The 15086-nt window shown below is 63.5% G+C and carries 18 protein-coding genes; 10 read left to right on the top strand and 8 right to left on the bottom strand.

Annotation, left to right across the window (positions count from 1 at the left end):
• Both K7W03_RS16175 and thiS read right to left on the bottom strand, forming a co-directional pair.
• Positions 1-295, bottom strand: a 295-nt coding sequence (locus K7W03_RS16175) for a CoA transferase subunit A (RefSeq protein ID WP_319024321.1), incomplete at its 3' end; no start/stop codon positions are given.
• 224 nt (positions 296-519) lie between these two features.
• Positions 520-1545, bottom strand: coding sequence for a sulfur carrier protein ThiS (thiS, locus tag K7W03_RS16170; RefSeq protein ID WP_099185234.1), 1026 nt, complete (start codon positions 1543-1545; stop codon positions 520-522).
• 110 nt (positions 1546-1655) lie between these two features.
• On the opposite strand from thiS, the gene aroQ reads away from it, so the two are divergent.
• From aroQ to arsC, 4 genes are all read left to right on the top strand, one after another.
• The gene (gene aroQ, locus K7W03_RS16165) at positions 1656-2096 is read left to right on the top strand and encodes a type II 3-dehydroquinate dehydratase (protein WP_044661384.1); all 441 of its coding nucleotides are present in this window, start codon (positions 1656-1658) and stop codon (positions 2094-2096) included.
• A gap of 84 nt (positions 2097-2180) precedes the next feature.
• A complete protein-coding gene (gene accB, locus K7W03_RS16160) occupies positions 2181-2666 on the top strand; it encodes an acetyl-CoA carboxylase biotin carboxyl carrier protein (protein ID WP_025772776.1) in 486 nt (161 codons plus the stop codon).
• A gap of 14 nt (positions 2667-2680) precedes the next feature.
• Entirely contained in the window at positions 2681-4027 is a 1347-nt protein-coding gene (gene accC, locus K7W03_RS16155; RefSeq protein ID WP_025549844.1) for an acetyl-CoA carboxylase biotin carboxylase subunit, read from the top strand.
• Positions 4028-4033: 6 nt separating this feature from the next.
• The gene (arsC, locus tag K7W03_RS16150) at positions 4034-4378 is read left to right on the top strand and encodes an arsenate reductase (glutaredoxin) (RefSeq protein ID WP_222886806.1); all 345 of its coding nucleotides are present in this window, start codon (positions 4034-4036) and stop codon (positions 4376-4378) included.
• 534 nt (positions 4379-4912) lie between these two features.
• Here arsC and K7W03_RS16145 read toward each other — a convergent pair.
• The 6 genes from K7W03_RS16145 to K7W03_RS16120 all read right to left on the bottom strand — a co-directional run bounded on the left by K7W03_RS16145 (position 4913) and on the right by K7W03_RS16120 (position 10570).
• Positions 4913-6268 carry an ATP-binding protein gene (locus tag K7W03_RS16145; protein WP_222886805.1) on the bottom strand — a complete coding sequence of 452 codons (1356 nt, stop codon included), beginning with the start codon at positions 6266-6268 and terminating at the stop codon, positions 4913-4915.
• Positions 6265-6984, bottom strand: coding sequence for a response regulator (locus tag K7W03_RS16140; protein WP_222886804.1), 720 nt, complete (start codon positions 6982-6984; stop codon positions 6265-6267). The genes K7W03_RS16145 and K7W03_RS16140 overlap by 4 nt, the downstream gene beginning before the upstream one ends.
• A gap of 73 nt (positions 6985-7057) precedes the next feature.
• Complete coding sequence (locus K7W03_RS16135) at positions 7058-7705, bottom strand: EF-hand domain-containing protein (RefSeq protein WP_222886803.1); 648 nt, start codon at positions 7703-7705, stop codon at positions 7058-7060.
• A 174-nt stretch (positions 7706-7879) separates the two neighbouring features.
• Entirely contained in the window at positions 7880-9097 is a 1218-nt protein-coding gene (locus K7W03_RS16130; RefSeq protein ID WP_222886802.1) for an argininosuccinate synthase, read from the bottom strand.
• Between the two features lie 160 nt (positions 9098-9257).
• Entirely contained in the window at positions 9258-10202 is a 945-nt protein-coding gene (locus tag K7W03_RS16125; protein WP_226870214.1) for a hypothetical protein, read from the bottom strand.
• Positions 10203-10375: 173 nt separating this feature from the next.
• Positions 10376-10570, bottom strand: coding sequence for a DUF4169 family protein (locus K7W03_RS16120; RefSeq protein ID WP_222886801.1), 195 nt, complete (start codon positions 10568-10570; stop codon positions 10376-10378).
• Positions 10571-10789: 219 nt separating this feature from the next.
• Between K7W03_RS16120 and K7W03_RS16115 the strand changes: the two genes are divergently transcribed.
• The 6 genes from K7W03_RS16115 to K7W03_RS16090 all read left to right on the top strand — a co-directional run bounded on the left by K7W03_RS16115 (position 10790) and on the right by K7W03_RS16090 (position 15063).
• Positions 10790-12163 carry a site-specific integrase gene (locus tag K7W03_RS16115; RefSeq protein WP_222886800.1) on the top strand — a complete coding sequence of 458 codons (1374 nt, stop codon included), beginning with the start codon at positions 10790-10792 and terminating at the stop codon, positions 12161-12163.
• 190 nt (positions 12164-12353) lie between these two features.
• On the top strand, positions 12354-12554 hold the full coding sequence (locus K7W03_RS16110) for a helix-turn-helix transcriptional regulator (protein WP_222886799.1): 201 nt from the start codon (positions 12354-12356) through the stop codon (positions 12552-12554).
• Positions 12555-12695: 141 nt separating this feature from the next.
• Entirely contained in the window at positions 12696-12938 is a 243-nt protein-coding gene (locus tag K7W03_RS16105; RefSeq protein ID WP_222886798.1) for a hypothetical protein, read from the top strand.
• A complete protein-coding gene (locus K7W03_RS16100) occupies positions 12935-13141 on the top strand; it encodes a hypothetical protein (RefSeq protein WP_222886797.1) in 207 nt (68 codons plus the stop codon). The genes K7W03_RS16105 and K7W03_RS16100 overlap by 4 nt, the downstream gene beginning before the upstream one ends.
• Positions 13122-13676, top strand: a complete 555-nt coding sequence (locus K7W03_RS16095; protein ID WP_222886796.1) for a hypothetical protein — start codon at positions 13122-13124, stop codon at positions 13674-13676. The genes K7W03_RS16100 and K7W03_RS16095 overlap by 20 nt, the downstream gene beginning before the upstream one ends.
• Entirely contained in the window at positions 13666-15063 is a 1398-nt protein-coding gene (locus tag K7W03_RS16090) for an AAA family ATPase (protein WP_222886795.1), read from the top strand. Before K7W03_RS16095 ends, K7W03_RS16090 begins: the two co-directional genes overlap by 11 nt.
• Positions 15064-15086: the final 23 nt, after the last annotated feature.

The raw sequence follows: 15086 nt of genomic DNA, 5'->3' as shown, positions 1-15086 counted from the left end.
ACTCCACCTCCAGCTCCCCGGCCAGATATTGCCGCTCGAACTCCTTGTTCTCGCCCACATAGCTGGAGATCATCTTCCTGACCTGACGCGTGCGCAGCAGCTTGCCCAGCCCCTCGCCATCGATCCCCGCATTGTTGGAGGCGATGGTCAGTTCCCTGACACCCGAATCCCGGATCGCATCGATCAGCCGCTCCGGTATCCCGCACAGACCGAACCCGCCAGCGCACAGATACATGCCGTCGAACAGCAAACCCTCCAACGCACTCGCCGCATCGGGGTAGAGCTTGTTCACCATCGCCTGTCCTCCTGCCGGGAATCCGCCCAAGGAGATAGAAGCAACCCGGCAAAGGGTCAATTTGCTGCAACGGCGAAAGTCGCAACCCCGCAGATACCACCACAACTCCCGCAGGCGCTCCAATGAGGCAGGCGGCTCATGACCGCCCCGTCCTGCCCCGTTCAGACACCATCCTAACAGGCTCCTGCCTCCGCGGGAGCATGGCGCACCCTCTTGCCAGCGCCTCAGATCAGCCCAGCCAATGGACTTGAAGGATCGGCATACATGCGCTTCGCCATCCGCCCGGCCCGATAGGCCATCCGGCCCGCCTCGACCCCGGCCTTCATCGCGGCGGCCATCAGCACCGGGTCCTTCGCCTCGGCAATGGCCGTGTTCATCAGCACGCCGGTGCAGCCCAGTTCCATCGCCTCGGCCGCTTCGGAAGCCGTCCCCACGCCCGCATCGACCAGCACCGGCAGCCGGGTCCCTTCCACGATCAGCCTTATCGTCACGCGATTCTGGATGCCCAGCCCCGACCCGATCGGTGCGCCCAGCGGCATGATCGCCACCGCGCCCGCATCCTCCAGCCGCTTCGCCGCAATGGGATCGTCCACGCAATAGACCATCGGCTTGAAGCCTTCCCTGGCCAGTATCTCCGTCGCCCGCAGCGTTTCCACCATGTCGGGATAGAGCGTCCGCGCCTCGCCCAGCACTTCCAGCTTCACCAGATCCCAACCGCCCGCCTCGCGCGCCAGGCGCAAGGTGCGGATCGCCTCCTCCCCCGTGTAGCAGCCTGCCGTATTGGGCAGATAGGTGATCTTCCGGGGATCGATGAAATCCGTCAGCATCGGCGCCTTGGGGTCCGACACATTGACCCGCCGCACCGCCACGGTGACGATCTCCGCCCCCGAAGCCGCGACGGCCGCCGCATTCTGCTCGAAATCCCTGTACTTGCCCGTGCCGACGATCAGCCGCGAACGGAAGGTCCGGCCCGCCACGGTCCAGCCATCCTCATCCACCGCCGGGACATCGCCGCCGCCCGCGACCGGATGGTCGCCGCCGCCAACGAAATGCACGATCTCCAGTTCGTCGCCATCCTCGACGCACACCTGCGCCAGCGTCGATCGCGGCACCACCTCCAGATTGCGCTCCACCGCCACCTTCTCCGGCACGAAACCCAGCTCGCTCGCCAGCTCCGCCAGCGTCATGCCCGCACGCACGCGGCGATGCTCGCCATTGATATGGATGGACACGGTTCCGTCGACGCTCAATGCTCTGTCCTGTCAAACAAGGTGTCTCGACTTGGCGCGACACGAAGGGCTAAAGATCAGCGCGCATATAGGGGCGTCGACGCCCCACCCGCAACCATAAGGGGACCGCCATGGCCGAAACGCGCAAAATCTATGTCCTGAACGGTCCCAACATCAACATGCTCGGCACGCGGGAGCCTGAAATCTACGGCTATGACACGCTGGACGACATTGCCGAGCGGATGGAGGACGCCGCCAACCGCGCCCATGTCGAGATCGATTTCCGCCAGTCCAACCACGAAGGCCATCTGGTCGACTGGCTGCAGGAGGCGCATGCGGAGGGCGCGCACGCCGTCATCCTCAACGCCGCCGGCCTTACCCACAGCTCCGTCGCGCTGCACGACGCGATCAAGGCCATCACGGTCCCGGTGATAGAGGTGCACCTCTCCAACCCCCACCGGCGCGAGGAATTCCGCCACAAAAGCTATGTCGGCATGGCGGCGAAGGGGACCATCGCGGGCTTCGGCGCCCTGTCCTACATGCTCGCGCTGGAGGCGGCGCTCGAACTGTAGCTCGACGCACATAAGTTGCGCTCCGGCGCAAATGCGCATAGGCGCGGGCATCGGAACACGAAATTCACCGTCCAGGGACTGAAAATGAACGACAAGGCTGAAAAGGGCGCAATGCAGGTGGACGTACAATTGGTGCGCGATCTCGCCGCGCTGCTCGACGACACCAACCTGACGGAAATCGAGGTGGAGGACGGCGACCGCAAGATCCGCGTCGCGCGCAAGGTGGGCGGCGGCGCCGTCACCTATGCGCCCCCGCCCGTCGCCGCCGCTCCGGTCGCCACGGCCGCGCCGGCCGCCGCCCCCGCTCCGGCCGAAGCCGCCGCCCCGGCCGTGGCCGCCAACGCCATCCGCTCGCCCATCGTCGGCACCGCCTATCTCGCCGCCGAACCGGGCGCTGCGCCCTATGCCGCCGTCGGTTCGACCGTGAAAGCGGGCGACACCGTGCTGATCGTCGAAGCCATGAAGGTCATGAACGCCATCACCGCGCCCCATGCCGGCACGGTCAAGGCCGTGCTGGTCGATAACGGCCAGCCGGTCGAATATGACCAGCCGCTGATCGTCATCGAATAAGGGCCGCTTCACACATGGCCATCGAAAAGCTGCTGATCGCGAACCGGGGCGAAATCGCGCTCCGCATCCATCGCGCCTGCCATGAAATGGGCATCAAGACGGTGGCGGTGCATTCGACCGCCGACGCCGACGCCATGCATGTGCGCCTCGCCGACGAAGCGATCTGCATCGGCCCGCCCGCGGCGAAGGACAGCTATCTCAACATCGCCGCGATCATCTCCGCCGCCGAAATCTCCGGCGCGGACGCGATCCACCCGGGCTATGGCTTCCTGTCGGAAAACGCCCAGTTCGCGGAGATCGTGGAGGCGCACAACATCGCCTTCGTCGGTCCCAAGCCCGAACATATCCGCATCATGGGCGACAAGGTGGAGGCAAAGCGCACCGCCGGCGCGCTCGGCCTGCCGCTGGTTCCCGGCTCCGACGGCGCGATCTCCGACATCGCGGAAGCGAAGGAAATCGCCGCGAAGATCGGCTACCCCGTCCTCATCAAGGCGGCCTCTGGCGGCGGCGGACGCGGCATGAAGGTGGTGCCTTCCGAAGACCAGCTCGAAACGCTGATGAAGCAGGCCGGCTCCGAAGCCAAGGCCGCCTTCGGCGACGACACCGTTTACATGGAAAAATATCTGGGCAATCCCCGGCATATCGAATTCCAGGTCTTCGGCGACGGCAACGGCAACGCCATCCACCTTGGCGAACGCGACTGCTCGCTCCAGCGCCGCCACCAGAAGGTGCTGGAGGAGGCGCCCTCCCCCGTCCTCTCCACCGCCGAGCGCGACCGGATGGGCGAAGTCGTGCGCAAGGCGATGGCCGACATGGCCTATCGCGGCGCGGGCACCATCGAATTCCTCTGGGAAGACGGCGAATTCTACTTCATCGAGATGAACACCCGCCTTCAGGTGGAACATCCGGTGACGGAGATGATCACGGGCGTCGATCTGGTGCGCGAACAGATCCGCGTGGCGGAGGGCAAGCCGCTCTCGGTCGAGCAGAAGGACCTGGTCTTCACCGGCCACGCCATCGAATGCCGCATCAATGCCGAAGACCCGCGCACTTTCGCGCCCTCGCCGGGCACCGTCACCAGCTATCATGTGCCGGGCGGCATGCATGTCCGCGTCGATAGCGGCCTGTATCAGGGCTATAAGGTGCCGCCCTATTATGACAGCATGATCGGCAAGCTGATCGTCTATGGCCGCACCCGCGAAGGCGCGATCATGCGCCTGCGCCGCGCGCTGGAGGAATATGTGATCGAGGGGATGAAGACCACGATCCCGCTCCACCAGAAGCTGCTGACCGACCCGGACTTCCTCAACGGCGACTACACGATCAAGTGGCTGGAAGAGTGGCTGGAACGTGAGGGATAAGAAGGCATGAGGGCGACCATCTGGCACAACCCCCGCTGCTCCAAGTCGCGCGCGGCGCTCGCGATCCTGGAAAATGCACCGGGGGTCGACATAGAGGTCGTCGAATATATCAAGACCCCGCCCAGCCGCGCCGAAATCGAGGCGGTCCTGAAGAGGGCGGGCGTGCGCCCATCGGAAGCCATCCGCAAGGGCGAGGGCGTAGTGAAGGAAATCGGCCTGGACGTGTCGGACGACAAGGCCGTCCTCGACGCGATGGCCACGCACCCGATCCTGATCGAACGTGCCATCGTGATCACCGGCAAGGGCGCGGTGATCGCCCGCCCTCCCGAACGGGCCAATGAAATCCTCTAGCCTGCGTCGTTACGCGTCATCCTGCGCTCGGCCCAGGGCTAAGGCCGAAATGGAAGACGAAAAAGGATGGTAAGCGGACACCCGCTTTATCCCTCTCCCTTGAGGGAGAGGGCTGCGCAGACTTGGCAGCTTGCTGCCTTAGTCGTAGCTGGGTGAGGGGGTTGCGATCCAGGGGATCGCGCGGGCCGCAGGCCCGCTCCCCCCTCATCCAAATCAGCCTGGGCTCCTTCGCCGCCAAGACTTCCTATTCTTCTCCCTCAAGAAAGAAGGAAGGTCTCGAATTGGCCAATTTCCAGCCATTCTGCTCCCGACCTCGCCCCAAGCCCCCCGCAGGAGCATGTGACCCAAGCGCAACAGGCTACTGACAAAATATCCTATTTCCCCGACATTGACCCAGTTCGGCCTGTCCTATTGTCCGCCGGCCCGCCTATCGCCCACCCCTCTTTGAAACGTCTGACGCATTGCGCGATGCGCCTACGCGCGCCCGGGCACGCGCGCGCATACACTGTGAACTTCGGCTGAAAATCGCCGTTTTCAGGCCGGTAGGACCAGACTCGCTTCCAATCCGCCCTGCGCCCGGTTGGCGAGCTTCAGCGCGCCGCCATGTTCGGTCATGATCGCCCGAACCAGCGCCAGCCCCAGGCCGGCCCCGCCAGTGTCCCGATTGCGCGAGCCCTCCAGCCGGGTGAAGGGCTCCATCATCTCTTCCATCCGGTCTTCCGATATGCCGGGTCCATCGTCCGCCACGATCAGCCGGATGGTGCCATCCCCTCTTTCGACCGAGACATGAGCCCGCTCGCCATAGACGATGGCATTCTCGATCAGGTTGCGCAGCGCGCGGCGAATCTGTTGCGGGCGCACATTGGCGACCGCGCGATCGCTGTCGGCCAGATCGACCGGGGACCCGAGTTCCAGAAAATCCTCGACCACGGCGTCCGCCAGCGCCGACATATCGACCTTCTGCCGGGCTTCGCTGCTGCGACCCGCGCGGGCGAGCGAGAGAATATCCTCCAGCATCCGGTTCATCTCGTCGATCGTCTCGGACATGCGGGCCCGCTCGCCCTCGTCCTCCACCGATTCGGCGCGCACGCGCAGCGAGGCCAGGGGCGTGCGCAGGTCATGGCCGATGGCGCCCAGCATCCGGTCCTTCTCGTTCAACATCGCAAAGATGCGGCTGCGCATCGCGTTGAAGGCTATAGTGAGTTGCCGCACGTCGCCGGGGCCGCGTTCCTCCACCGGGTCGGCCGATCCGGTGCGGGCGAACTGCTCCGCCGAAAGGGTCAACTGCTTCAACGGCCGCGCCAGCCTGCGCCCGACCCAGAGCAGCGGCAGCAGCACGATCGCGTAGAGGATCAGCGTCTGCCCCACCAGCCATCCGCCGAAGCGCGGCGGCCGGTCCCCGATGCGCGTCTGCGTCAGCGCCCATTTGCCCGGCTGATATTCGACCGCCATCGCCAGACGCGTCATATGCACATGATCATGCCTGCCGCCGACCGCGCGCATGCGGAAATTGTCCCAGCGCCGCAGCGGCAGCAGCTGCGGCTGTTCAGCCGCACGGATGGAGCGGACCGAAAGGCCGACATCGTCGAACATCGCCCTCGCGCGGCGCTCGACGTCCGGCCGGGCTTGCCCCGGCAAGGGCGGGGCAGCATTCAGGAAGCGCACCCTTCCCCGCCGATCCGCCTCGTCGCCGCCGCGCCGGTCCGGCCGGTTGTCGAGCGCGTCGACGATGCGATAGACGCCCGGCGCCGTCTGCGCGGTCAGCTCGATCCGTTGGCGCTCGCGCAGCAACAGGGTGAAATTGATCGCCTGCGCCACGAACAGCGCCAGCGCGACGAGGATGATGATCTGGCCGACGACGCTCTGCGGCCAAAGGCGCAGCCGCCTCACAGCTTCCGCACGTCCGCGGACAGGGTGTAGCCGCCGCCCCAGACCGTCTTGATGAGGGTCGGGTTCTTCGGGTCCGGCTCCATCTTCTTGCGCAGGCGGCTGATCTGGTTGTCGATCGCCCGGTCGAAGGCATTGGCCTCCCTGCCCTGGGTGATGTCCAGCAACTGGTCGCGGCTCAGCACCTGATTGGGCCGCGTCGCGAAGGCCAGCATCAGATTATATTCCGCCGTGGATAGGGGCAACGCCACCCCCTCGCCGTCGACCAGCGTGCGTTCCTGCGTCTTGAGCAGCCAGTTGGCGAAGGCATAGGTTGCGCCATCGGGGGCCGTGACCCGCTGCCCGCCGGTCGCGACGCGGCGGAAGATCACCTTGATGCGGGCGACCAGCTCGCGCGGGGAAAAGGGCTTCAGCACATAATCGTCCGCGCCCATTTCCAACCCGACGATACGGTCCGTCTCCTCCGATTTCGCGGTCAGCAGGATCACCGGAATCTCGCTGGTCTCACGGATGTGGCGGCAGAGCGACAACCCGTCCTCGCCCGGCATCATGATGTCCAGGATCACCAGGTCGATGGCGTTGGCGTTAAGGCGCATCCGCGCTTCCGACGCATTTTCGACGGCCGTCACGCGAAAGCCGTTGCGGCCGAGATATTGCGCCAGCGGCTCGCGGATCGAGCGCTCGTCGTCGACGAGCAGCAGATGGGGTCGTTCGCTCATGGTCCGGTTCTTGTCATGGCTGGATGCGGGTGGGAAGGGCGAAGGCGCGCAATCGACGCCTTCACCCCTGCCCTCAATTGGCGGGCGGCGGCCCCTTGCGGTCGCGCCAGCCGTCGCGGAAGGCCTGCCGCGCCGCCTTCATCTCATCGGCGGTCACCTTGCCGTCATGATTGGCGTCGGCCTTGTCGAACATGGCGAGCGGGCGGGCCATGAATTCGGCCTTGGTGATGGTGCCGTCCTTCTTCATTTCATCGCCCGGACCGCCGCGCATGCCCTGTGCCCCACCATACTGTCCGCCACCATGCTTTCCCCAGCGATGGCCCCAGCCATGGCCGTCCCGCCCGCCGGGCTTGCCCATGCGATCGTGCATGCCGTCCCGGCCCTGATGCCCGGCGGCAAATTCCGCCTTGCTGATCTGGCCGTTCCTGTCGGTATCGAGCGCCGCGAAACGCTCATCCAGCCGCTGCTGACGGAGGATGTCGCGATCCGCCTGGTCGAGCTTGCCGTCCTTGTTGGCGTCCAGCCTGGCGAAGCGGGCTTCGAGGGCGGCGGTCAGTTCCACCTTTGTGACGGCGCCGTCCTTGTTGGCGTCGGCCATCATCAGCATGCCGCCGCCACGCGGTCCGGCGCTGTCGTCCTGAGCGAAAGCAAGGTGCGAAGCAGCGAGCCCGCCGACGAACAGCGAGCCCAGCGCCACCGTGGTCATGAATTTGCGGATCATGGAAATCTTCCTTCAAAGCGTCTGTCACGAACGGCGCCCTGCCGTCCTTGCGGATGCTTATCGGGGAGTTTTGTCCCGCAATTTTGTCACGTCACCCGATAAAATGTCGCAATTTGTATCGGGCGGAGGCTTGGCTTCGGTTCCAAACCTCCTTCGCGGGAACGACAATCAAATTCAACGATCCCGGCGTCCCAGCAGACGCAGGCGAAGCGCGTTCAGCTTGATGAAGCCCGCCGCGTCGCGCTGGTCATAGGCGCCCGCATCGTCCTCGAAGGTCACGACCTTCTCGCTGTAAAGCGAATAGGGCGACTTGCGGCCCACGACATAGACGCCGCCCTTGTAGAGCTTCAGGCGAACCGTGCCGGTCACCTTCTCCTGACTGAAGTCGATCGCCGCCTGCAGCATCTCGCGCTCGGGCGAGAACCAGAAGCCGTTATAGATGAGTTCGGCATAGCGCGGCGCCAGTTCATCCTTCAGGTGCGCGGCGCCCCGGTCGAGCGTCAGTTGCTCGATTCCGCGATGGGCGAGGTGGTAGATGGTGCCGCCCGGCGTCTCATACATGCCGCGCGACTTCATGCCGACGAAGCGGTTCTCGACCAGATCGAGACGGCCGATGCCATGCTTGCGGCCATAGTCGTTGAGCGTTTCCAGCAGGGTCGCGGGCGACATGCCGACGCCATTGATCGCCACGCCGTCGCCGCGCTCGAAATCGATGGTGATATATTCGGGCGCGTCGGGCGCATCCTCCGGATTCACTGTGCGCGAATAGACATAGTCCGGTGTTTCTTCCCACGGATCTTCCAGCACCTTGCCCTCCGAAGAGGTGTGCAGCATGTTCGCGTCCGTCGAGAAGGGGCTTTCGCCGCGCTTGTCGCGGGGGATCGGAATCTGGTGCTTCTCAGCGAATTCGATCAGCCTGGTGCGGCTGGTGAGGTCCCATTCGCGCCAGGGCGCGATCACCTTGATGTCGGGCGAGAGACCGTAATAGCCAAGTTCGAAGCGCACCTGGTCATTGCCCTTGCCGGTTGCGCCGTGGCTGACGGCATCCGCCCCGACCTGCTTCGCGATCTCGATCTGCCGCTTGGCGATCAGTGGCCGGGCGATGGACGTGCCGAGCAGGTAAAGCCCTTCATAAAGCGCGTTGGAGCGCATCATCGGGAAGACATAGTCCTTCACGAATTCCTCGCGCAGGTCATCGATGAAGATATGCTCTTCCTTGACGCCCATCAGACGCGCCTTGGCGCGGGCGGGCTCCAGTTCCTCGCCCTGTCCCAGATCGGCGGTGAAGGTCACCACCTCGCACTGGTAGGTCTGTTGCAGCCATTTCAGGATCACGCTGGTATCCAGCCCACCTGAGAAGGCAAGAACGATGCGGTTGATCTTGTCGGACATGGGCAACTTTCCTTGAAGCGGGCCTGGGCGGCCATGCAATTACCGGCGGGCCGGTATCAGGCCGGGCGGTCCAACGCAACCGCAACGGCGGAACTATCGCATGACGAAGGGGATGCCGATCAGAACCGGCATCCCCTTTCCGCAAGGAATCGAATCGGGCTCAGCTCGTCCGCGGCTTGAAGACGCTGTCGCGGCGCCGGTCGGAACCGAAACGATAGACCGTCTGCGTCGCCGCAGGCGCGGGCCCGGCCGATACTGGCGGCGCTGCCATGGTTTCCTCCGCCGCCGGGGTCGCCGCCTGCTTCTGCCGCTGCGCGAGGAGGAATTTTGCGCGGGTCATGCGCTTGGCGTGGGTTCGGAACGGGTTTTCCGGGCTTGGCGGCGCAGCCACCATCGCTTCCAAGCTGCTTTCCTCCTCGCTCCGCGCAGGAGCAATCGCGGGCGACGGCGTCATCAGCGGCATGGCGGGAGCAGGTTCCGCAGGCATGGGCTGGATCACCTCGCCCTCCCAATGCTCCTCGCCTTCCCACTGACCTTCACGACGCTTGCGCCTGCGCAACAGGGCAGCGCCCGCGAGACCCGCCATCAGCAGCGAGCCCCCGCCCAACGCCCAAAGCAGCGCGGGATCGATCCCGGCTTGCGACGGAGGAACTGGCGCCGGCCTTACAGGAACGGCGGCTGCTGGCGGAGCGGCCGCCTGTACAGGCGCCGGGGCAGGCGCTTCGCTTTGCACCGGGGCCGTAGCGCGTTGCGGGGACGCGACAGGCTCGGTCCGCGCTGCCGCTCGGGTCGCTGGCCTTGGTGCGCGCCGCTCCACCGGAGCCGCTACCGCAGTCTGCGCCTTCTCCTCCGCCTGCGACGCCGCAATGGCGGCATCCAGCCGCTGTTCGACCGAAGGCGTCGATTGAACCACAGGCTGCGCGGGCGCAAATGCTGGAGCGGACGAAGCCGGCGATTGCTCCGGTTCCGCGGCTGGATTGACAATCACCGGCTGGCTCGGCGGCACGATGGTCTGCGCGAGCAGCGGAGGCGAACTGAAAGCCAGAACAGCGGCAATCGCGGCCCTGGCGGGGCGAAGTGAGCGAATGTTTCCAGTCATAGCCATGATCAAACCCGCGAGCCTCACGATTCAGCGCAAAGCCTGAAGGCTATTCCCGATCAATCGAGCCAAAGGGCCGACGAAATGATCAGAACATAGCCAATATGAACATTCGTTCATTTTGATGGATGATGTTTTAGACTTTATATTCTTGCCTGTGGTTCAGAATCAGCGATCTATTATTTGGGACTATCATCCCTATTGCCACGGCGCGCGCCTTCGATCAGCCGCTTGTTCCGTTCTTCTTCCGCTGACTGCGCCACACGTTCCGCCTTGGTGCGGCCGAATTTGACGCGATTGCCCTGAGCCTGGCGTTCCTTGTCCGCCCGAGCCTTCGCCTTGCGCGCCTGTCGTAGATTGACGATGTCGCCCATGGGCGTGGACGGGCCTCCATGAGGGGATGGAGCGGGTAGCGGGGATCGAACCCGCATCACAAGCTTGGAAGGTTTATGATGTGAGTTCGCCAGTCATCCCCAGGATTGGCTAAAGTGCCCAAATTCAACTTGTTTGCCCGCCTCTTTCTGCCCTAGTGTTCTCCCGAGTGTCCGGGGAATCTCCCGAGCGTGCTTATCTGGTGCTTATCTGGGGCGGTGATGAAAGCGAAGCTGACGAAGAGTTTTGTCGACGGGCTGAAGCCCGATCCGGACCCCAGCAAGCGGCTGACCGTCTGGGATACCGAGCTAGCAGGTTTCGGCGTCACGGTCACTCCATACGGGCCGCGCGGCGGCGGGGTCAAATCGTACATCGTGCAATATCGTGTCGGCGGCAGAGGTACAAAACTACGGCGGGTGACGATCGGTAGACATGGGGCCGAGTGGTTGCCGCACGCTGCGCGGGAGCATGCTAGGGATCTTTTGCAGCGACGGCGGCAGGGGATCGATCCCTTCGCCGAACGGCAACGCAATCAGGCCGCAGAGGCTGCTGAACGAGAGAAAGCGGCTCTTGAAAGTGAGCAAGCGCGCCGCTTCCAGTTTGACACTTTCTGCGAAGAGTTTGTCGAGGAGTATGCAAAGAAGAATCAGCCGCGCAGCTGGGATCTTACTCAACGGGCGCTGCTCGACATGGGCAAACAGCTCGCGAAACAGGAGGGGAAGGTCCGCGTCGACACTCTTCAGCGTGAACAAATCGAAAGGGCGCTGGGCGTTCTAGCCGTTCGCAGCCCGTCGGCCGGCATCGCTGCGCGCAAGGCTATCCGCAAGCTTTATACCTGGGCGAACGATAAGACGATCCTCAACTGGCACCCCGCGCGCGCGCTCGACGCCCCTGCCAAGGAGAATGTCCGAAACCGGGTGCTTTCGGCGGCAGAGCTCAAGGCGGTGTGGCAAGGGGCGCAAGCGCTGGGCTATCCCTTCGGCGATTTGTATTGCCTGATCATGTTGACCGGTCTGCGCTTGAGGGAGGCGGCTGAAGCGCTGTGGGGCGAGTATGCAAGCGCCCATGAGGTGCTGATTATCCCCGCGGCACGAATGAAGCGGAAGCCGAACGATGATCGCGGGGCATTTCTAATGCCGCTCAACATCAGCGCCCTTGCCCTACTCGAGACGCTTCGGGAGGAAATTGCGGGCGAGGACGAAATGCCGCCATCCGACAGGCCGATCTTCATGGGGTCGCGGAAGAAGGCCGTTTCAGGCTTCAGCGCCGCTAAAGTCGCGTTGGACGAAAAAATCAAAGAGGTGACTGGTCTGACCTTGCCCCGTTGGACCGCACACGATCTTCGCCGGACGATGTCCACCGCCATGCAGCCGCTGGGCGTGCCCCAGAAGATCATCGATCGCCTTCAGGATCACCATGACAAGGAGGTGACCAAGACCGCCAGGCATTACCAGCATTGGGATTTCTACGAGGACAAGCGCGACGCCATGCGGCTGTATCACAACTATCTCGAAGGGGCTGTGTTTGGCGACGACCGCTATAAAGACCTCGTCCGTAAAGTGGATTTCCGCCTGCAGGTGATCAGCAACTCTTGATGCGTGCAGCCCTCGTTCTACGATTCGCCCATTAGCAAGAGAAAAATTCAGGATCGCCAAAACTAATTTGCATTTTTCGCCGTAAGTCTCTGGTTTAGAACGATAAATAGGCAAACGGCCTGAATTCAACTGATCTGGGGTGCGCCGTATTTTTCCCTGTATCGCCACAGTGCGCGATGCGGAGAAAGATATGGAAACCATCACTGTTGATACGGCAGGCGCTGCGGCCCGCCTCGGGATCGCGGTCAAGACGCTTCATAAGAAGCGGGTATATGGCGGGGGCCCACCCTTCCTGAAGCTTGGTCGGCGGGTTCTATACCGCGTTGCCGACCTCGACGCTTGGATGGAAGCGCACCTTATGCACAGCACCTCGAAGAAGGTCGCGGCCTGATGGGGCGCGATCCTCTCGGGCCGCTGGGTCCGCCAAAAGAAAATGCCCCCGCCGGCAAGCTAAGGGGCACCTTCCAATACGATTATGGAGCCCGGACTGAATACCTGATTGCGTCCCTCGCCGCAACGGTGGAGGTGCGCCATGGGTGACATTGTTCATCTGCCGCCTCAGCGTCCGCGCGAGGGCATCCGCTACATCAGCGTCAGCGGTGCCGATGGCGAATTCATGGTCGGCATCGAATATTGGGACGGCGGCTATGTGTTCGCTGGCGTGTTCGTGACTCACCTGGAAGCGCTGGAGTCAGCCCGAGCTAAGGCGCAATCCCTCGGATCCAAGGTGGTGGACTTCACCTTCAGCGAGCCTCCGTTGGGAGGTGCCGCATGATAGAGGGCACCATCATCATCAGCGAATGCGTGTTCGGCGGGCGTTTTGTCGTCACTTTCGAGCCGCGGTCCATTGCTCTGCCGAGCATGGAATTCCGCACCCATGCTGATGCGCTAGCTTGTGCCAACGCGCGGCAGAAAGCGCACGGGTGGAACATCATCGATAAGTCCGGGGAGGATCATCATGAAGTCCACCGATCTTGAAGCCGAAATGGCCGCCGCGGCGAACTCTGTCAGGCAGGCGCATATCGATCGCATGATTGCACTGGGCGTGCCCGGGGCTTCGATAGCCGCGCTTGGTGCTATGCAACCCGCATTTGGCATCAGCCCGGCCGCGGTCGAGCCATCCTATTTCTATCAGCCTGTGGATGGCCCCACGCACGTCGTCATGCCAGTGATGGACCAGGGCGAGATGATCGACTTGATTGCATGGCGCTCCAGCAATCCCGCGCGCTGGTTCTGGCGCACCGGCTTAGGCTGGGCGCTCGGGACGGACTGGCTGCTTCCCCGCTGGGATAATGGTCCGGTGAAACTCTACGCGACGCCGTTGGAATGGCTGGCTGGCGCTGGCGAAGGCATCTGCGTGCTTGACTGGTCGGCGCCGGAAATCCGCGACTTGGCCGCGCTGGAGGCAATCGAAGCCGACGAGTTGATCGGCCGTAGGCTGATCTCTGTCCTCTCCAAACCGGCACGCATGCCTCGCGTGACATACAGGAAGGCGGTGCAACGTGCCGCTTAATCTGGAGTCGTTGAACGCTGCCGATGAGCCTGGCGGGCGTGTTGACTGGTCGCGGGGCTGGAGCGCGAACTCTAAGGAGGATCTTCCCATAGCAGGGCGGCGTAAATTGCTTCCGTTGATCGATCCTGCCGGTTGGGAAGGGCTGGAGACGCCAGAGCGGCAATGGGCTTGGACTGACTACGTCCCACACCGGCAAGCAACCTATCTCACGGGCGCTGGAAGCGCGGGCAAGTCTCTGCTCAGCCAGCAGCTTTGTACTGCCATTGCTATGGGCATGCCCTTCATGGGTGTGGAAACGCGGCAGTCTGCGGCCATCTACGTGACCTGCGAGGATGACGATGACGAGCTGCACCACCGCCAGAAGGCGCTTTGCGCTGCCATGGGCGTCCCGCTGTCGGCCCTATCTGGTAAGCTACACCTTGTAAGCCTCCTGGGCGAAATCGGCAATGAACTGGCGACATTCACCCCCGAGGGGAAGATGGTCGTAAGTGACGCCTATCGCGCTCTAGTCGACACGGCCAAGTCAATCGGTGCCGGCTTCATTGCACTTGATAACGTCGCGCAACTCTTCGCCGGCAACGAGAACATTCGCAATCAGGTCGCCGCCTTCGTGTCGTTGCTCAACAGCCTGGCGCTGGAGATTGACGGGAGCGTGCTGTTCCTCGGGCATCCGAACAAACAGGGGCAAGAGTTCTCTGGCTCTACGGCATGGGAAAATCAGGTTCGCTCTCGTCTCTTCATGGAGGTGCCGAAAGATGACCTGGGCAACCCGATCGACCCCGATGTCCGGGTGCTTCGGCGCGGCAAGGCCAACTATGCCCGAAATGGCGAGCGGCTGGAATTCCGCTGGCACAAATGGGCGTTCGTTCGGGATGATGATCTGCCTGCCGGCACCCGTGCCGAATTGGCAGAGGTAGCAAAGGCGAACGGCGAAAATGCTGCGTTCATGCGCTGCCTCGCCGCAGCCACCGCCAGCAAGCGCGCCGTCTCGCACAACCCGGGCGTCAACTATTACGCCTCGGTATTCCCCTCCATGGCAGAGGGCAAAGGCTTTGGGCGGAAAGCTTTCGAGGCTGCGTTCGAACGCCTGCTGCACCTTGGCGAAATTGAGCTGGATAAGGCGCTCTGGAAGCGGGAAAATCGGTCATGGAAATACGGGATCAAGGCGGCTGAAAAGCGCACCGCCCCCCCCGCACCAACCCCATGCACCGACCCGCACCAACCCCAAGCGCAAACCGTTGAAAATGCGTGCGCCGAACCGCACGCACCGACCCCCCTATATACTACGTATATAACGGGCGCGGCCATTCAGGCCGCCGCGCCCGATCTGAATGCGGATGATGGCTTGGACGAGCACGGCAACGTCATCGGATGGAACGATGGCTGATCGCCCCACTGATCCCGCCCCCT

The sequence above is a fragment of the Sphingobium sp. PNB genome, assembly GCF_019873065.1.
Lineage (GTDB): Bacteria > Pseudomonadota > Alphaproteobacteria > Sphingomonadales > Sphingomonadaceae > Sphingobium > Sphingobium fuliginis.
This window is presented reverse-complemented; position numbering and strand designations above follow the sequence as displayed.